Origin of the sequence: Paraburkholderia nodosa, from assembly GCF_001718195.1 — a bacterium.
In the GTDB taxonomy this organism is placed as follows: Bacteria; Pseudomonadota; Gammaproteobacteria; order Burkholderiales; family Burkholderiaceae; genus Paraburkholderia; species Paraburkholderia nodosa_A.
The window spans coordinates 17,105-35,308 of the sequence record NZ_MCNV01000012.1; the positions used below are offsets into that span (position 1 = coordinate 17,105).

Annotated in this window: 16 protein-coding genes; 10 read left to right on the plus strand and 6 right to left on the minus strand. The window is 67.4% G+C overall.

Translation table 11 applies throughout. From position 1 onward, the window contains the following. Positions 1-9: 9 nt before the first annotated feature. The 4 genes from acnD to BFD71_RS41500 form a co-directional block, all read right to left on the minus strand. Positions 10-2,607 (minus strand): Fe/S-dependent 2-methylisocitrate dehydratase AcnD, encoded by a 2,598-nt coding sequence (gene acnD, locus BFD71_RS20815; protein WP_069266350.1) that lies wholly within the window; start codon positions 2,605-2,607, stop codon positions 10-12. Between the two features lie 84 nt (positions 2,608-2,691). Continuing rightward, on the minus strand, positions 2,692-3,858 hold the full coding sequence (gene prpC, locus BFD71_RS20820; RefSeq protein WP_069266207.1) for a bifunctional 2-methylcitrate synthase/citrate synthase: 1,167 nt from the start codon (positions 3,856-3,858) through the stop codon (positions 2,692-2,694). Between the two features lie 47 nt (positions 3,859-3,905). Further along, positions 3,906-4,796: a methylisocitrate lyase gene (gene prpB, locus BFD71_RS20825; protein ID WP_069266208.1), complete on the minus strand. Its 891-nt coding sequence runs from the start codon at positions 4,794-4,796 to the stop codon at positions 3,906-3,908. A 66-nt stretch (positions 4,797-4,862) separates the two neighbouring features. Beyond that, the gene (locus BFD71_RS41500) at positions 4,863-5,033 is read right to left on the minus strand and encodes a hypothetical protein (protein ID WP_176732923.1); all 171 of its coding nucleotides are present in this window, start codon (positions 5,031-5,033) and stop codon (positions 4,863-4,865) included. Between BFD71_RS41500 and prpR the strand changes: the two genes are divergently transcribed. Then, positions 5,032-7,068: a propionate catabolism operon regulatory protein PrpR gene (prpR, locus tag BFD71_RS20830; RefSeq protein WP_069266351.1), complete on the plus strand. Its 2,037-nt coding sequence runs from the start codon at positions 5,032-5,034 to the stop codon at positions 7,066-7,068. The genes BFD71_RS41500 and prpR overlap by 2 nt on opposite strands. Before the next feature lie 5 nt (positions 7,069-7,073). Here prpR and BFD71_RS20835 read toward each other — a convergent pair whose 3' ends face one another. Then, on the minus strand, positions 7,074-7,466 hold the full coding sequence (locus BFD71_RS20835; protein ID WP_069266209.1) for a hypothetical protein: 393 nt from the start codon (positions 7,464-7,466) through the stop codon (positions 7,074-7,076). A 175-nt stretch (positions 7,467-7,641) separates the two neighbouring features. Here BFD71_RS20835 and BFD71_RS20840 point away from each other — a divergent pair, with 175 nt between their 5' ends. Beyond that, positions 7,642-8,256, plus strand: coding sequence for a DNA-3-methyladenine glycosylase (locus BFD71_RS20840; RefSeq protein WP_069266210.1), 615 nt, complete (start codon positions 7,642-7,644; stop codon positions 8,254-8,256). Positions 8,257-8,472: 216 nt separating this feature from the next. Beyond that, positions 8,473-8,817 carry a DUF4148 domain-containing protein gene (locus BFD71_RS20845; protein ID WP_069266352.1) on the plus strand — a complete coding sequence of 115 codons (345 nt, stop codon included), beginning with the start codon at positions 8,473-8,475 and terminating at the stop codon, positions 8,815-8,817. A gap of 303 nt (positions 8,818-9,120) precedes the next feature. Here BFD71_RS20845 and BFD71_RS20850 read toward each other — a convergent pair whose 3' ends face one another. Then, on the minus strand, positions 9,121-9,564 hold the full coding sequence (locus BFD71_RS20850) for a CBS domain-containing protein (RefSeq protein WP_069266211.1): 444 nt from the start codon (positions 9,562-9,564) through the stop codon (positions 9,121-9,123). Positions 9,565-9,848: 284 nt separating this feature from the next. Here BFD71_RS20850 and ribA point away from each other — a divergent pair, with 284 nt between their 5' ends. The 7 genes from ribA to BFD71_RS20885 all read left to right on the plus strand — a co-directional run bounded on the left by ribA (position 9,849) and on the right by BFD71_RS20885 (position 18,204). Beyond that, a complete protein-coding gene (gene ribA, locus BFD71_RS20855) occupies positions 9,849-10,496 on the plus strand; it encodes a GTP cyclohydrolase II (protein ID WP_035513597.1) in 648 nt (215 codons plus the stop codon). A 77-nt stretch (positions 10,497-10,573) separates the two neighbouring features. Continuing rightward, positions 10,574-11,524: an SH3 domain-containing protein gene (locus tag BFD71_RS42735; RefSeq protein ID WP_083245369.1), complete on the plus strand. Its 951-nt coding sequence runs from the start codon at positions 10,574-10,576 to the stop codon at positions 11,522-11,524. A gap of 754 nt (positions 11,525-12,278) precedes the next feature. Then, a complete protein-coding gene (locus BFD71_RS20865) occupies positions 12,279-12,686 on the plus strand; it encodes a hypothetical protein (protein WP_069266212.1) in 408 nt (135 codons plus the stop codon). 259 nt (positions 12,687-12,945) lie between these two features. After that, positions 12,946-13,644: a response regulator transcription factor gene (locus BFD71_RS20870; RefSeq protein ID WP_069266213.1), complete on the plus strand. Its 699-nt coding sequence runs from the start codon at positions 12,946-12,948 to the stop codon at positions 13,642-13,644. Then, positions 13,641-15,056, plus strand: coding sequence for a FecR domain-containing protein (locus BFD71_RS20875; RefSeq protein WP_069266214.1), 1,416 nt, complete (start codon positions 13,641-13,643; stop codon positions 15,054-15,056). The genes BFD71_RS20870 and BFD71_RS20875 overlap by 4 nt, the downstream gene beginning before the upstream one ends. Before the next feature lie 26 nt (positions 15,057-15,082). Continuing rightward, positions 15,083-17,491: a CHASE2 and HATPase_c domain-containing protein gene (locus BFD71_RS20880; protein WP_256094832.1), complete on the plus strand. Its 2,409-nt coding sequence runs from the start codon at positions 15,083-15,085 to the stop codon at positions 17,489-17,491. An 86-nt stretch (positions 17,492-17,577) separates the two neighbouring features. Beyond that, positions 17,578-18,204, plus strand: a complete 627-nt coding sequence (locus BFD71_RS20885; RefSeq protein ID WP_176732925.1) for a DUF4136 domain-containing protein — start codon at positions 17,578-17,580, stop codon at positions 18,202-18,204.

Consider the following 18,204-nt stretch of genomic DNA (forward strand, 5'->3'; position numbering starts at 1 on the left):
GTTTCCCGTTTATGCCGCTGCCTGTGACGATTCGAGGAAGTCCTGCGCGAAACGCTGCAGCACGCCGCCGGCTTCGTAGATCGACACTTCCTCGGCCGTATCGAGTCGGCAGGTGACTGGCACTTCCACGCGCTCGCCGTTCCTGCGCTGAATCACGAGTGTGAGGTCGGCGCGCGGCGTGCGCTCGCCGATCACGTCGTACGTTTCCGTGCCGTCGATGCCGAGCGTCGTGCGGTTCGTGCCCGCCTTGAACTCGAGCGGCAGGACGCCCATGCCGATCAGGTTCGTGCGGTGAATGCGCTCGAAGCCTTCCGCTACGATCGCTTCCACGCCCGCGAGACGCACGCCCTTGGCCGCCCAGTCGCGCGACGAACCCTGGCCGTAGTCCGCACCCGCGATGATGATGAGCGGCTGCTTGCGTTCCATGTAGGTTTCGATGGCTTCCCACATGCGCGTGACCTTGCCTTCCGGCTCGACGCGCGCGAGCGAGCCCTTCTTCACGGTGCCGTCCACCACGGCCATCTCGTTGATGAGCGTGGGGTTCGCGAAAGTTGCGCGCTGCGCCGTGAGGTGGTCGCCGCGGTGCGTCGCGTACGAGTTGAAGTCCTCTTCGGGCAGGCCCATTTTCGCGAGGTACTCGCCCGCTGCGCTGTCCAGCAGGATGGCGTTGGAGGGCGAGAGGTGGTCGGTCGTGATGTTGTCGCCGAGCACCGCGAGCGGGCGCAGGCCCTTGAGCGTGCGCTCGCCGGCCAGTGCGCCTTCCCAGTACGGCGGGCGGCGGATGTAGGTGCTTTGCGCGCGCCAGTCGTAGAGCGGGTCGGTCGTTTCACCTGTTACCGCGGTGGCCGCGAACATCGGTTCGTACACCTTGCGGAACTGCTCGGGCTTCACACTCTTCGCGACGATGGCGTCGATCTCTTCGTCGCTCGGCCAGAGGTCCTTGAGGTACACGGGCTTGCCGTCCTTGTCCGTGCCGAGCGAATCGCGTTCGATGTCGAAGCGGATCGTGCCCGCAATCGCGTACGCGACGACGAGCGGCGGCGAGGCGAGGAACGCCTGCTTCGCATACGGGTGAATGCGGCCGTCGAAGTTGCGGTTGCCCGAGAGCACGGCGGTCGCATACAGGTCGCGGTCGATGATTTCCTGCTGGATCTTCGGATCGAGCGCGCCCGACATGCCGTTACACGTGGTGCATGCAAACGCGACGATGCCGAAGCCGAGCTTTTCGAGATCGGGCAGCAGGTTGGCTTCCTCGAGGTAAAGCTCGACGGCCTTCGATCCCGGCGCGAGCGAACTCTTTACCCACGGCTTGCGCGTAAGGCCGCGCGCGTTCGCGTTGCGCGCGAGCAGCGCGGCGGCGATCACGTTGCGCGGGTTGCTCGTGTTCGTGCAGCTCGTGATGGCGGCGATGATGACCGCACCGTCGGGCATCTGGCCCGGCGTTTCTTCCCACTTGCCTGCAATGCCGCGCTCGGCGAGAGCGGATGTGGGCAGACGCTTGTGCGGATTCGACGGGCCGGCCATGTTGCGCACCACGCTCGAAAGATCGAACGTCAGCGTGCGTTCGTATTGCGCGTTAGCGAGCGTATCGGCCCACAGGCCCGCGGTCTTCGCGTAGGTTTCGACGAGCTTGACCTGCTCTTCGTCGCGGCCCGTGAGACGCAGATACTCGAGCGTCTGGTCGTCGATGAAGAACATCGCGGCCGTGGCGCCATACTCGGGCGCCATGTTGGAGATCGTGGCGCGGTCGCCGAGCGTGAGGCTCGATGCGCCTGCTCCACGGAACTCCAGATAGGCGCCCACGACCTTTTCCTTGCGCAGGAACTCGGTGAGGGCGAGCACGATGTCGGTGGCGGTAATGCCGGGCTGGCGCTTGCCGGTCAGCTCCACGCCGACGATATCGGGCAGGCGCATCCACGAGGCGCGGCCGAGCATGACGTTCTCGGCTTCGAGGCCGCCCACGCCGATGGCGATCACGCCGAGCGCATCGACGTGCGGCGTGTGACTGTCGGTGCCGACGCAGGTGTCGGGGAACGCCACGCCGTCACGCGCCTGGATCACGGGCGACATCTTCTCCAGATTGATCTGGTGCATGATGCCGTTGCCCGGAGGAATCACGTCGACGTTCTTGAACGCCTTCTTCGTCCAGTTGATGAAGTCGAAGCGGTCTTCGTTGCGGCGGTCTTCGATCGCGCGGTTCTTGTTGAACGCGTCCGGATCGAAGCCGCCGCATTCCACGGCGAGCGAGTGGTCGACGATCAGTTGCACCGGTACGACCGGATTCACCTTGGCGGGGTCGCCGCCCTGGTCGGCAATGGCGTCGCGCAGGCCGGCGAGATCGACGAGCGCGGTTTGCCCGAGGATGTCGTGGCAGACCACACGCGCCGGGAACCACGGAAAGTCGAGATCGCGCCTGCGCTCGATGAGCTGCGTAAGCGAGGCGGTGAGCGTGGCCGGGTCGCAGCGGCGCACGAGGTTTTCGGCGAGCACGCGCGAGGTGTACGGCAGCGTGGCGTAGGCGCCGGGCTGGATGGCCTCGACGGCTTCGCGCGCGTCGAAGTAATCGAGCCGGGTGCCCGGAAGGGACTTGCGGTAGGCGGTATTCACGGCTTGGGGACCAAATGGGTTGTAAGCGGCAGTGCGCGGGATCGAAGGCGACGTCGTCACGCTACGACGCATCGCCTCCGGCGATCAGCGCTTGCTGATCGGCGTGAACTTCAGATTCTCCGGCCCCGTGTAATTCGCGCTCGGGCGGATGATCTTGTTGTCGATGCGCTGCTCGATGATGTGCGCGCTCCAGCCGGCCGTGCGCGCGATCACGAAGATCGGCGTGAACATCGCGGTCGGCACGCCCATCATGTGATACGACACGGCGCTGAACCAGTCGAGGTTCGGGAACATCTTCTTGACTTCCCACATCGTCGATTCGAGGCGCTCGGCAATGTCGAACAGCTTCATGTTCGACTGCTCCTTCGAGAGCTTCTTCGCGATTTCCTTGATGACCTTGTTGCGCGGGTCCGAGATCGTGTACACCGGGTGGCCGAAGCCGATCACGACTTCCTTCTTCTCCACGCGTGCGCGGATATCGGCTTCTGCGTCGTCGGCGTTTTCGTAGCGCGACTGGATCTCGAACGCGACTTCATTCGCGCCGCCGTGCTTCGGACCGCGCAGCGCGCCGATCGCGCCCGTGATGGCCGAGTAGATGTCCGAGCCCGTGCCCGCGATCACGCGGCCCGTGAACGTCGAGGCGTTGAACTCGTGCTCGGCGTACAGGTTGAGCGACACGTGCATCGCGTCGACCCACGACTTCGACGGCGCGCGGCCGTGCAGCAGGTGCAGGAAGTGGCCGCCGATCGAGTCGTCGTCGGTTTCGACTTCGATGCGCTTGCCGTTGTGCGAAAAGTGATACCAGTACAGCAGCATCGAGCCGAGCGAGGCCATCAGGCGGTCGGCGATATCGCGCGCGCCCGGCAGGTTGTGGTCGTCTTTCTCGGGCAGCACGGTGCCCAGAATCGAGACGCCGGTGCGCATCACGTCCATCGGATGCGCCGAGGCGGGCACGGCTTCGAGGGCCGTCTTCACGTTGGCGGGCAGGCCGCGCAGCGCCTTGAGCTTCGCCTTGTAGCCGGCCAGTTCGGACGTGTTCGGCAGCTTGCCGTGCACGAGCAGGTACGCGACTTCTTCGAATTCGCACGCGGTGGCGAGGTCGAGAATGTCATAGCCGCGGTAGTGCAGGTCGTTGCCGGTGCGGCCCACGGTGCACAGCGCCGTGTTGCCCGCCGCCACGCCAGACAGCGCAACGGACTTCTTCGGCTTGAAACCGCCAGCGGCTTGCGTGGTGTTTTCTGCTTCGCTCATGGTGTCTTCCTCTCTCCAGGTATCTGTGAACTATATGGTGGGCGGATTTACTTCTTCGCGGCAAAGAGCGCGTCGAGCTTGTCTTCGTATGCGTGATAGCCGAGGTAGCGGTAGAGGTCTTCGCGCGACTGCATCGTCGAGACGGCGGCCTTTTGCGTGCCGTCGCGCTTGACGGTCTCGTAGAAGTTCAGCGCGGCGGCGTTCATCGCACGATACGCGCCGCAGCAGTAGAGCGCGATATCCACGTTCGCGCTCTTCAGTTCTTCGGTCGTGAAGAACGGCGTCGAGCCGAACTCCGTGAGGTTGGCGAGAATCGGCACCTTCACGGCGGCGCGGAAACGGCGGTAGTCGTCGAGCGTCTTCATCGCTTCGGGGAAGATCATGTCCGCGCCCGCTTCCACGTAAGCCATGGCGCGCTCGATCGCGGCGTCGATGCCTTCCACGGCGGCCGCGTCGGTGCGGGCCATGATGACGAAGCCGTCGTCGGTGCGCGCGTCCACGGCGGCCTTCACGCGGTCCACCATCTCGTCGGTTCCCACGACTTCCTTGTTCGGGCGATGGCCGCAGCGCTTCTGACCCACCTGGTCTTCCAGGTGCACGGCGGCCACGCCTGCCTTGATGAACGACTTGATCGTGCGCGCGATATTGAATGCGCCACCCCAGCCGGTGTCGATGTCGACCATCAGCGGAATGTCGACGGCGTCGGTGATGCGGCGGGCGTCGATCAGCACGTCGTCCATGGTGCTGATGCCGAGGTCCGGCACGCCGAGCGAGTTGGCGGCCACGCCGCCGCCCGAAAGATAGACGGCCTTGAAGCCGGTCGCCTGCGCGAGCTTGGCCGCATACGCGGTGATGGCGCCGACGACCTGCAGCGGTTGTTCGGCAGCCACGGCTGCGCGGAATTTCGCGCCGGCGCTGGCGGGGATTTTGTTGTTCATGCGGGATGTCTCCAATTGAATCGCCGCCTGATACTGCAGATAGCGTGCCAGCTCCGCGCCAGGAGGCTAACGCGTTGATTTTGCGCTGGAATCGCGTGTCCCGGTAGCGGGCCCCGATTTCCATGGTGAAATCACAATTTCAAAAATGAAATCGGCGCGCGATAATGCGAAATCTGGCTGACGGTCGGCTATCGGCTGCACCGGCCCCGGCGTCACGACCGTATCGTTGGACATCATGAACCGCTTTCCCGCTCCCGCTTCCTCCGCGATCCGCCCGCGTGTCTGGGCCATGGGTATCAGCCGCCTGCGCGACCTGTTTCGCGACATCGCCCGCGAATACGACGAGCTCGCGGACCTGCGCGTGGTGCCGCGCGGCTTCGAGGAAGCGGTGGCCGAACTCGCCGCCGCGGGGCCGAACCAGCGGCCCGATGTGGTGGTGGCGGCGGGCTCGAACGGCACCTATCTGAAAGCGCGTATCGACCTGCCCGTAGTGCTCGTGCAGCCCACCGGCTTCGACGTGATGCAGGCGCTAGCCCGCGCGCGGCGCGAGGCCGATCTCGTCGCGCTCGTCACCTACGGTGAGACGCCTGTGGAAGTACGGCGCTTTGCCAGCGCCTATGGCATCGACGTGGTGTTCGGCCAGTACCGCACGGTTCAGGACGCCGAGGCCTGCGTGCTCGACCTGCGCGACCGCGGCGTGGGCGCGGTCGTGGGGCCGGGCCTCGTCAACGATCTCGCGGCCCGGCTCGGGCTCGTGCCGTTTTTCGTCTACTCGCGGCCCTCGGTGCGCGCGGCGTTCGACAACGCGCTGGATCTCGTGCAAGCCACCTGGCGCGAAACGCAGCGCCGGCAGCGCCTCGACAGCGTGCTGCAACACCTGCGCGACGGCGTGGTCGCGCTCGACGCGCGCGGCCGCGTGGAGGCGATCAACCAGCGCCTCGCGGCCGTGCTCGGCATCGATCCGGCGGCGGCCGCGGGCCAGTCGCTCGCGGCGCTCGCGCCCGACATCGCGTTCGCGCTACCCGAAGCCGATGGCGAATCGCTCGAGACCGTGCGCGGCGTGAGCTATGTCGTGCATCGCGGGCCGCTCGTCGACAACGGCGTGACGACAGGCGCCGTGCTCACGTTTCAGGAGTCGCGTGCGGTGGAGCGGCTCGACCGCACGCTGCGCTCGCGTCAGCGCACGCAGCAGTTCGTCGCGCGCTACCGGCTGGACGACCTGAGCGGCGCGACGCCCGGCATCGAACGCGTGCGCCAGCTCGCGCGGCGCTATGCGAAGTCGGACGCCACGGTGCTGATCCGCGGCGAAAGCGGCACCGGCAAGGAGATGATCGCTCAGGGCATTCATCGCGAGAGCCCGCGGCGCGACTTTCCGTTCGTCGCGATGAATTGCGGCGCGTTTCCCGAGGCGCTACTGGAGAGCGAGCTGTTCGGCTACGAGGAGGGCGCGTTCACGGGTGCGCGGCGCGGCGGCAAGGTGGGGCTCATCGAGGCCGCGCACCGCGGCACGCTCTTTCTCGATGAAATCGGCGAGATGCCATTGCCGTTGCAAAGCCGCCTGCTGCGCGTGCTGCAGGAGCGCGAGGTGGTGCGCCTCGGCGCCACCGAGCCCACGCGCGTGGACGTGCGCGTGGTCGCCGCCACGCACCGCGCGCTCACCGAGCAGATCGAAGCGGGCGAGTTTCGCGCGGATCTCTTCTATCGCCTGAACATTCTCAATCTCGCCATTCCGCCGTTGCGCGAGCGCGGCGCCGACATCGCGCTGCTGGCGTCGGAACTGCTGTTCCAGGCCTCGCGCCGCGAGCCGCGCGTGGCCGTGCGCATCCGCACGCCCGAAGACGCGTCGCGCACGCTCGCACGGGTGAGCGGCGCGCTCGCGCGGCACGCATGGCCCGGCAACGTGCGCGAGTTGCAGAACGTGGTCGAGCGGATGGTGGTGGAACTGGCCGATTCGGAAGAGGACGTGCTGACGCCCGACGTGCTGCGCTCCATCGCGCCGGAGGTGTTCGAGTCGCGCCGTGCCGCGAGTGGCGCGGCAGCGACGGCAGGCGAGGGCGCGCTCACCTTGCGCGAGCGCAGCCTCAACACCGAAGCCGATGAAATCCGCGCCGCGCTCGACGCGTGCAACGGCGATCGCGACCGCGCGTGCGAGATGCTCGGCATCAGCAAGACGACGTTGTGGCGACGCCTTTCCGCCGCGAAGGGCAAGCGCGGCGGCGCAGCAGCCGAGGCCACGGTGGCCGCTGCGCCTCGCAAGGCGCCGCGCGCCTGAAACGCTTAGTTCTTCAGGGCGTTGAGGAGCGGCGCCACGGTCCCGTGCAAGTGCAGGATCTCGGGGCTCGCCTGCAGCAACGCCTGATAGCGCTCGTAGAACTCCGCCGATTCCTCGCCGGAAAAGAGTGCGGCCACGCCTTGCGCCGCACCGATGCGATCGTCGGGGCTCGCATCCTTGGCGTCGAGCGTTTCGTCGACGTTGGCGATCACCGTCGAGAGCGGCATGAGCCAGCGAAAGCCCGAGCCGTTGATGAGCACCTGCAGGAAGGCCGCCGGCGTGACCGGTCCGAACTCGCGTTCGTAGTCCTTGCGCTCGTGGTCGAGAATCGCCTTGTGCAGCGTGAGCAGGGGCTTGCGCACGGTCGTGAGGAATTGAATCGCGCTTTGTTCGTTCATCGTACGGCTCCTTGGGTAGCGCGAACCGTTCGCGCGGATATGCGGACGATGGTAGCGCAATGGCCGGCTGCGCGTGGCTAAGCCGTGGATGAGCGGTGGATGAGCGCGGCCAGCGCTACACTCTGCCGGTCCGCGAAACCGCGATGCCCACGCCGACCACCCCGAGAACGCTTCGATGACGATCCTGCCACTGCACCGCGCCGACCTGCCGCTCGACACCGCCGAACTGGCGCGCTTCATGGTCGGCAAATATCTCGTGCGCGACCTGGCGCGCGGGCGCATGGTGGGGCGGCTCGTCGAAGTCGAAGCGTATCCCGTGGGCGACTCCACGAGTTACGCCTACATCGGACGCCGGCCCTATAACGCCGCAATGTTCCTCGAGCGCGGTCATGCCCACGTGCGGCTGACCTACGGCAGCGCCTGGATGTTCAACATGTCGAGCGAAGCCGTGGACGTGGGCGCGGGCATCCTGTTTCGCGCGCTGGAGCCGCTCGAAGGCATTGGCGCTATGGAGGCGCTGCGCCCCGGCGTCCCGCTGCGGGATCTCGCGCGCGGGCCGGGGCGGCTCTCGCAGGCGTTCGGCATTGCGGCGGCCTTCGACGGCGTGGACCTCTGCCGCGGGCACGGACTCTGGATCGGCCGCGTGGACGAACCCGAGCGGCCCGTGGGCGTGACGACACGCATCGGGCTCTCGCGCGAGATGGACCGGCCGCTGCGTTTCTACGAACGGGGCAGCCGGTTCGTGAGCGGCCCACGTAAGCTGCTGGAAGGCAGCGTCGCCCCGCTGTGACTGGCTCGAGCGCTCCGGCGAAATCCGCGGGAAGCGCCGCGCCGCAAGGCGTTCGGCCGATATCGCATGCGCGCGGCATTGTTGCCGCGATTGAAAGTGTATTTTCCCAAAATTAGGGTTTCCCCTGGGCCACTGTCTCAATACACTGAAATCACTGGTTCGGCGATGCAAGCAGACACCGCCGTCGGCATAAAACAAGTGATGGAGGTAATGAACATGAAATCCCGTACCCTGATTCAAGCCGCATTCGTCGCCGCCCTCGTGGCTGCTCCGGCCCTTTCGTTTGCCCAGGTGCAAGGCAACGGTCCGGTCACACGCGCCGAAGTGAAGTCCGAATTGATCCAGCTCGAGAAGGCCGGCTACAACCCGGCTACCGCCAATGACGCGACGTACCCGAGCGACATCCAGGCCGCCGAAGCCCGCGTGAGCCAGCAGGAAGGGTTGGCGCAACAAGCGCCGGCAGCCGAAACGAGCGGCTATGGCCCGTCGACCTCCGGTTCGACGCAGTCGGGCCAGCCGGCCACGGTGCGCCCGTCGCAGTCGGTGTACTTCGGCAACTAAGCGGGCGACCGGGCGACATCGATCGGCCGAGGCTGGCCGTTCCAGCGCAAACCGGTGCCAGGGCGCTGCGAGCAGGCACGGACGCACGCGTAAGTTGACCCGGCAGCGCCCCCACCCAGCAAAGCTCTAAACCCATACTGGCGAAGGCGGACAGCGTTCCGCCTTTGTCGCACGCCGCCCGCGCAAACCATCGCGCGATTTTTCATGCGTGGAACCTCCGCCGCCGAAAGGTGGCTTCGCCCAACCCCGTCGGGATTGGGCGCTTTTTCACGTCTGGTGGGCTGGTGGGGCGGGCGCGTTACGTCAGGCGCCAGTCCCGCCGGTGATGTAGTGCTCAAGCTGCTCGATCGTGAACTTCTGCTCGGCGATGATTTCCTTCACCAGGTCGCCGATCGACACCATTCCCACGAGCTTGCCGCCGTCCATGACGGGCAGGTGACGCATGCGCCGCTCGGTCATGAGCGCCATGCAGTCGTAGGTGGTCTGCTCCGGCTGGACGAAGCGCACGTGCGTGCTCATGATGTCGCGCACGGCGGTCGTTTTCGAAGATCGGTCCATCAGCACGATCTTGCGCGCGTAGTCACGCTCCGTGACGATGCCGGCGATCGATGGACCGTCGGTCACGAGCAGCGCGCCGATCTGCTTATCGGCCATCAGGCGGATTGCGTTGTAGACGGAATCGGAGGCTTCGATCGTGTACACCACCTGTTCCGGTTTCGATTTGAGTACCTGTGCAACGCTTGTCATAGGGCGACCCTCTTCGTCCTTCTGGTTGTCCAGTCATTGCGCGGTGCGGCAAGCGGGGTGTATCGCCCGTCAAGCCATTGGAAAGCCATTTCAGTATAGGCGGCTGGCGTGCCGTGCGTCCTCGGGGTATGCGCGGGGGTCGCACCATTTATGCCGAGGGCATGCGGTGCGGGCCGAGCCTCCCCTACTGGGCTGGGCGGCGGGGTGGAGCAAATGGCGGTAAACTCCGGTTCCGAACCTCAACCCGGCCCCTTGCCGGTTTTGCCAGTTTTTGCTCGAGAATCATGCCTACGCTTCCTGAGTCGTCCTGTGCGGACGGCGACAACGCCAACGAATGCGTCGTGCTCGACGCGACCGCCACGCTGCCGACCCGCTACGGCACGTTCGAGTCCTATGTCTACCGGGTGAAGGACGGCGGTGCCGAGCATCTCGCGCTCGTCATGGGCGACGTGGGCAGCGGCGAGCCCACGCTGACGCGGCTCCACTCCGAGTGCCTGACCGGCGACGTGTTTGGTTCCTACCGCTGCGACTGCGGCGAGCAGCTCGACCTCGCGCTGCGCTACATCGCGGCCGAAGGCCGTGGCGTGCTGCTCTATCTGCGTGGCCACGAAGGCCGGGGCATCGGCCTGTCGAACAAGATCCGCGCGTACCAGCTCCAGCAGCAGGGCCGCGACACCGTCGAGGCGAACCTCGATCTCGGTCTGCCCGACGACGCGCGCGAATACGATTCGGCGGCAGCGATCCTGCGCCTGCTGAAAGTGTCGTCGGTGAAGCTCATGAGCAACAATCCGAAGAAGTTCGACACGCTCAGGCAGCACGGCCTCCCGGTGATCGAACGCGTGGCGCTCGCGATCCCGATGCGCGAGGAAAACGAGCGTTATATCCGCACCAAGCAGGTCAAGTTCGGGCATTACTTCGAAGAAAACGAATAACCTCGAATCGTCGTCACGACGGGCCGGGCACGGCAATTGCGCAGCGGCAAACAAACTAGCTGGAACAGGGAGAAACGATGTCCAAGCGCTTCAACACGCGCCTGCGCGCGGTCGTACCTGCGCTCGCCGGCGCGTGCCTCGCAACCGGTCTCGTGCTCGCGTCGTCCGCCGCCAGCGCGCAATCTGCGGCCTACACGAGCGAACCGGTGGATCTGTACGCGGGGCCTTCAGGCGACTATCCCGTCGTAGCCGAACTGGGACCCGGCCAGCCCGTCACCGTGATGGGCTGCGTGGGCGACTATTCGTGGTGTGACGTCACCGTGCCCGGTCTGCGCGGCTGGGTCTATGGTGGTTATCTCAGTTATCCGTATCAGGGCAGCTACGTGCCGCTCACCGACTATGGCGCGCAGATCGGCCTGCCGATCGTTTCGTTCTCGCTCGGCGCCTACTGGGGCAGCTTCTATCGCGACCGGCCGTGGTATGGCGAACAGCATCGCTGGGAGCACGTGCCGCCGCCCGAACGCGGCCGCCCGCCGGCAGCGCCGGCGTGGCATGGTGCGCCGGGCCGGCCGTCCGCCATTGCGCCTGGCGGTGGCGAGCGTCCCTCGCGACCCGATGAGCCGATGCGCGGCGCACCGCCGCCCGGGACGCAACGGCCGCCTGGCAACCCCGAAGCGCCGCGTGCGCCGGGCTACATGCCGCCGCAGGGCGCGGGCCGCCCGCCCGGCAACGGGGAGCAACCGGGCACCATGCGTCCCCACGAGGCGGGGCATCCGCCCGAGCAGCAGCAGTTCGGCGGCCGGCCGCCCGCCGGCGCGCCCGCGCAGGGCTATGCGCGTCCGCCGGAGCCCCAGCCGCAGGGCGGCATGCGCGCGCCTGGGCCCGCACCTCAACAGCCGCAGGCCGGCATGCGCCCGCCCGCACCTCAACAGCCGCAGGGGCGGCCGGCTGCGCCGCCTCAGGGTGGTGGTCAGGGCGGGCATGCTCCCAGTGGCGAACGGGGCAATGACCGGCAATCCGAGCACTAACGCATACTGACTTGCTTCGCTGCGGCGGCGGGATATCTCCATGGCGGGAATCCCACCGCTGCCGTCTTCCGGCTGTGAGTTAGGATTGCGAATCAATCCGGGCGCGTGACGGGCATGCGCTGCGTTACGCGGGCTCGCTGGAGCCATCCCCCAAGCCATGCCATCTGCCCGGCTGTTCACCGCTTTTCATCGGCTCTGACAGATTTAACAATCCCTGACAGTAAATTCACGGCACCCAGGTGAGAATACGTCGTCGCGGCAAGTGCAATCACGGCCGCACGCCGCCAGCGCCACGCGAGCTTCGCGCATGCGCCGCTGGCAACGGATTTCTGCTACGGGGGCTGGCTCGCTCGGGACCTGGCGACGCAGTCAGCAAGAGGAAGTCAGAGCGAACCCGAGTTCGCCGGATAACGCTGGGAAAACCAGTGCTTTGAGGTGGACGTGGCGATGGCGGCACGTGCCTCGTCGTGCAGGGAGGCGGCTGCGGCCCGCTGACAGCGTCGGGCGGTGACGCTGGCAGCGGGGCTCGCGCCGCGTACGACGATGACTGCGCTGGCGGTCCGACTCCGGGGGCGGAATCCGGAGACCACGCAGTGCGTAGCACGCGGCCGTCGCCACATTTTTTTCCGCATTTGAGAACGCATTCTTTTTGCCGCTTCGCGCATTGCGAGCGGCTCGACGTTGTTGCGTCCGCGAAAAAACGCCTGGCCGCTTCACTTCTGTTGCTCTGCCTGCTTGTCTTCACGGGGGCTACATGTTTTTCCGATCCGGCCGTAAGCGTTTTCCACCGGGCTCGCGCGCGGACGGCCCCGACGGTGGCCGCGAGTTCGACCGCATCGAGCTCGACCTCGCGCGCGACCAGCATGCGCGCGCCGCGATGGAAGCCTACGCGGACTCCTGCGCGGCCGAACTCCCGTGGCTCAGCGAGGCGCTGCACCTTTCGCGTTTCGGCGCGGCCGAGCGTCTGACACAGTGTTCGTCCACGGTACTGCGCGTGTTCGTGATGGCGCAGTCGCGCGCGGCCTTGCAGCCGGACTATGCACACGCGGCATGGGAGCACGTGCGCTCCCACCTGACCGCGCTGCTCGCGCAATCGCCGTCAGCTGCGGGCGAGGCGGCCAGGCCCGGTTCGAACGACGGCAAATTCGACTACCATGAGTGATTAACATGAGAGCGATCTGTTCACCGAAGTCGAGCGTGGCCTCGCGCTCGCATTTTTTTCGAGACGCGGCGAGAGTAGCGGGCTTTGGTGCGCGGCGGGTCCCGCGTGCCGCCAGGGCCAGGGCCCGGGCGGGTGGCCCACGATCCGGCGCCGAAGCGCGCGCCAGCGCCCGCCAGGCAATGGTCCTGGTGGCAGCGCGGTGCGGCAGGGAAGCAGTCCATCGCAGGACGATGAAGAACAAACCTGGTTGCGGGGTGCTATGAGAGTTGCAGTACTGGATGACGATGCAGCGCAGACAGAGTTCGTCTGCCAGGCCTTGAGCGCTGCGGGCCACGTCTGCCACGCGTTCGCCAAGGGTGGCGAGCTCGTCAGACAGCTTCGGCGGCAGACGTTCGATATGCTCGTGCTCGACTGGAACGTACCCGACATGGCGGGCGACGAGGTGCTGCACTGGGTGCGGCAGAGCCTCTCCACGCGCCTGCCGGTGCTCTTCATGACGAGCCGCAGCCGCGAGGCCGACATCGCGCAAATGCTCAACGCCGGCGCCGACGACTATGTCGTCAAGCCCGTCTCGGCGCCGGTGCTGATCGCCCGCGTCAATTCGCTGTTGCGCCGCGCCTATCAACTGCACACGCCCGCGTTCAAGGAAACCTTCGGCGAGTACGAGTTCGACCTGAAGTCGCGCCAGGCTTCGGTGAGCGGCCGCAACGTCGCGCTCACGCAGAAGGAGTTCGAACTCGCGCTGCTGCTGTTTCAGCACCTGAGCCGTCCTCTGTCTCGCGCGCACATTCTCGACGTGATCTGGAAGCAGTCCGACGACATTCCTTCGCGCACGATGGACACGCACGTTTCCATGCTGCGCTCGAAGCTCGGCCTGCGTCCCGAAAACGGCTATCGCCTCACGCCGATTTACGGCTACGGCTACCGGCTCGAACGTATCGAGGGGGACAGCGCGTGAGGGGCGCGCGTGCGGTGCGCGCCACCGCGGCGCCGTTCCTTGCTTTCGCGCTTGCGTTCGTTGCACTTCCCCGCGGCGCCGAGGCGCGCGAGAACGCTCCGGCGCAGCCGCCCGAGATGACCCCCTACGTCGCGCGCCCCGGCGACTCGCTCTACGACATCGCCACGCGTTACCTGCGCAATCCCGCCGACTGGAAGAAGCTCGCGAGCCTCAATCATGTGAGCGAGCCGCGCCACCTTCGGCCGGGTACGACGCTGCGCGTGCCGGTCGCGCTGCTGCGCCAGGACGGCCTGAGCGCGAAGGTGATCGCCGCGAACGGTCCCGTGCAGCATGCGTTCCGCACCGGCCCGCTTCTGCCGCTCACCGTCGGCGCGAGCCTTGTCGAAGGCGACCGGGTGCAGACCGGCCACAACGGTTTCGCCACCCTCGAACTGGCCGATGGCTCGCATATCGCCCTGCCGCCCGATACCTCGCTCGACCTCGCCACGCTGCGTCAAACGGCGCTCACGGGCGCGACCGACCGCATCGTCGATCTCCATCACGGCGAGGTGAGCAACGAGGTCACGCATGCCACGAAGAAGGACGATCGCTTCCAGATCCGCTCGCCTTCCGTGGTGGCCGGCGTGCGCGGCACGCAGTTTCGCGTGAGCTACGACGGCGACAAGGGTGCGACGGCGGTCGAGGTGCTGGACGGCGCAGTGGGCGTGGACGCCGACTCGGTGGCCCGCAACGGCCGCAGCGCGCTCGCGCGGCCGCCGTCACCGGGCACCCCGCTCAGCGCCTCCGAGCAACTCGTCGCCGCGCACCACGGCAACCTCACGCTGACGGGCCGGCCGGCGGGCGCGCCCGTCACGCTGCTCGACGCGCCCGAACTGCTGCAGCCGTCCAAAGTGCAGGACGACGAAGCTGTCGTCTTCGAAATCGCGCCCTCGGCGGGTGCGAGCGCCTGGCGCGTGCAGATCGGCCGCGACGCGGGCCTGCTCGACATGATTCGCGACCAGCGCAGCGCCGACCCGCGCGTGTCGTTTGCCAATCTCGAAGACGGCACCTACTTCGTACGCCTCTCCGCCATCGACGCCAGCGGTCTCGAAGGCATGCCGGCGTCGTATGCGTTCGAGCGCCGGCGCGTTGCGCTGGGCACGAGCGCCGGCCCCATTGAAGGATCGCGCGACTTCGCGTTCCGCTGGTTCATCGACCGCAATGCGCCGAACACGCGCTTTCGCTTCGTGCTCGGCACGACGTCCGATCTGCGCGTGCCGCTCATCGACCGTACCGACATCACGACGGGCGATGCGGTCGTGCGCGACCTGCCGAAGGGCGTCTACTACTGGACGGTGATCGCCGAGCAGTTCGACAACGGCCACTATTACCAGAAGGCCAGCCCGGTCCAGTCATTCAGGCTCGACTGGTGACTCGGCCGGACGAGATGGAGCCCCGCATGAGCGTGAGGCCGCCCGCGCGCCTTGGCCGCTCCGTCGGGCGACGCTTCCTGTTCGAATGGGCCGGCGTGGGCTGCGCGGGCGTGGTCGTGGTCGTGCTCTGCGTGCTCTGGCGGCTCACGAGCGGCGCCGACCATCTCGTCTATGACCGCCTGCTCTCCGCGCGTGCGTTGCCGGTGTCGCCCGACATCGTGCTCGTGGAGATCGATAATGCGAGCGTCGCGGCGCTCGGGCGCTGGCCGTGGCCGCGCGAGCTGCATGCGCGGCTCGTCGATCAACTCGCGAAAGCGGGTGCCGCGGCCGTCGTCTACGACGTGCTGTTCACCGAATCGTCCCCCGACGACGCGCACTTTGCGCAGGCGCTGCACGCGCGCCCGTCGTTCCTCCCCATCCTGCTCACGCCCGCCGACGACACCGGTCGCCGCGAGGCCGTGCGTCCGGTCGCGCCGCTCGCGCAGGCGGTCGCCGGCATGGGCCACATCAACCTCGAAGTCGATAGCGACGGCATCGTGCGCAGCGTCGCGCTGTTCGAAGGCGACGCGCAGCAGCGCTGGCCGCAACTGATGGTGCCGGTCTGGCGGGCCGTGCGCAGCGGCGCGGTGAAGCTCGCGCACGGCATGCCCGCCGCCGCGCAGCGCGATGATGTGCTGCATGCGGCGGCGCCGGGCAGCGAGGCGCGTTTCCTGATTCCGTTCGGCGCAAATTCCCAGGCGTTCCACAAGGTCTCGTTCGCCGACGTGCTCGATGGCCGCGTGCCGCCCGAGCAGTTGCGCGGGCGCGTGGCGATCGTCGGCGTCACGGCCTCGGGGCTCTACGACCGCTTCGCCACGCCGCTCTCGGGTACGCTCGGGCCGCTGCCCGGCGTGTACATCCACGCCATCGTGCTCGACACGCTGCTCAACGGGAGCGCCATCCAGCCAGCGCCGCCGGTCATGGTCGTGTTTGCCTCGCTCGCGCCGCTCGCGGTGCTGCTGGCGGGTTTTCTCGTGCTCTCGCCGTTGCGCACGCTGCTGCTGCTCGCGTTCCTGATCGCCGTGTCGCTCGGTGTGAGTGCGGGCATGCTGCACGCGCGCCTCTGGCTCCCGCCCGTGCCAGCGATCGTCGCGCTGCTCATCGTCTATCCGGTGTGGAGCTGGCGCCGCCTCGAGATGACGATGGCTTACCTGCGCAAGGAACTGCGCCAGCTTGCCGACGAACCCTACCTGCTGCCCGAGGCGCCCACGCCGCGCCGCGAATTCGCCGGCGACGCGCTCGCCCAGCAAATGGCGCTCATGGCGCAGGCCGCGCAGCGGCTGCAGGACATGCGCCGCTTCGTATGGGATAGCCTCGATTCCGTGCCGGAGCCGATTCTCGTGGCCGATCTGCGCGGTGTCGTGCTGATCGCGAATCATGCTTCGCGTGCGTATCTCGAGCGCCTGAACGTGAGCGCCGCGGAAGGGCGCCGGATGCAGGACGTGTTCGGCGACCTCGCGCTCGTCAAGCCGATCGACCCGTCGCCCGACGCGATGGCGTTTGCGCACGCGCATTGGCCCGCGCCGCTCGACCCGGCGCGCGACGAGTTCGCCGAGTTGATGGAACGCGGCGTGGAAGTGCGCGCGCGCGACGGCAGCGACTATCTGCTGCGCTACGCGTGCTGTACGAACGCGCAGGGACAGGCGGTGGGCTGGATCGCGGGTCTCGTCGACGTGACGGAGCTGCACGACGCCGAACGCCAGCGCGAGGACGCGCTGCGCCTGCTGTCGCACGACATGCGCTCGCCGCAGGCCTCGATCGTCGCGCTCGTCGAGACGGAGCGCGAGCGCGGCACGCTTGGCTCCGAGCCCGTGCGCGGCGTGATGGAGCGCATCGAGCGCTACGCGCGCCGCTCGCTCAAGCTCGCCGACGACTTCGTGCAGCTCGCGCGTGCCGAGTCGCAGGTGTACGCGCTCGAGCCCACCAGCCTCGCGGAGCTGGTGATCGACGCGAGCGACGAAGTGTGGCCGCAGGCGCACGCGAAGCGCATCCAGATCGACACCGTGTTCGAAGGCGAGCAGATGGGCTGGATCAACGCCGACCGCTCGCTCATGACGCGCGCGCTCGTGAACGTGCTGAACAACGCAGTGAAGTACAGTCCTGCGGATACGCGCATCGTCTGCACCGTCGCGCTGGACGACCGCGTTCCGCCGCGCGTGGTCTGCTCGATTCGCGATCAGGGCTACGGCATCGCGCAGGAAGATCAGGCGCGGCTGTTTCAGCCGTTTCAGCGCTTTCATGCGGAACAGCGGCCCGAGGTGAGCGGCGCGGGGCTCGGCATGGCGTTCGTGAAGACAGTCGTGACGCGCCACGGCGGCGACGTCCTGCTGGAGAGCGAGCCAGGCAAGGGCACCGTGCTGACGATGTCGCTGCCCGCGATCGGCGCGCCGGTTTGAGTCGTGCCGTGTCGTTCCTGCTGCGCATGCATGAATAACCCGAATGCCGTTGGCCGTATGCCGGCGGCAACCCGATGGAGTGTTTCGTGAAGACCTTGCTGTCGATCTGTCTGCTACCGATGCTCGTCGCCCTCGCCGGATGCGCGGGCGTGACGACCGACGTCGCGGCCACAGGCGCGCTGCCCGCAACGGCTGCGACCAGCCAGCCCGCGACCTACCGTTTTGCGCCAACGCCGGCCCAGGCCGATGCGGGCGAGATCCTCCCGTACCAGGCGTTGCTGAGCGACGGTCTCGCGCAGCGCGGCTTCAAGGCAGGCGCGCCCGAGGCGGCGCGCTATCTCGTCTCGGTGGCGTGGGACACGCATCCCGCCGAGGTGAAAGTCGTGGACACTAGCTGCGGCGCCGGCTGCGCGCCGACCGAGGGACCGTCGTTGCCATGGTTCGGGCGGCCCTACGTGCACACGCTGACGCTGCGTTTTTTTGCGTTGCCCGACGGTAACGAGGTCTACAAGGTGAGCGCCGTGAAGCGCGACCGCAACGCCGACGCCCGCGAGGCCGTGCCGTATCTCGTGGCGGGCGCACTGGCGCGGCTGCCGTACGCGGGCGCGCCGCAATGGCGCGTCAAGCTGAAGGGTCCGGTCAGCGCCGGCACGGCGGATCAAGCGCCGGGCATGCCGGAAGTGCTCTCCGTCTCACCCGTCAATCAGCAGTAG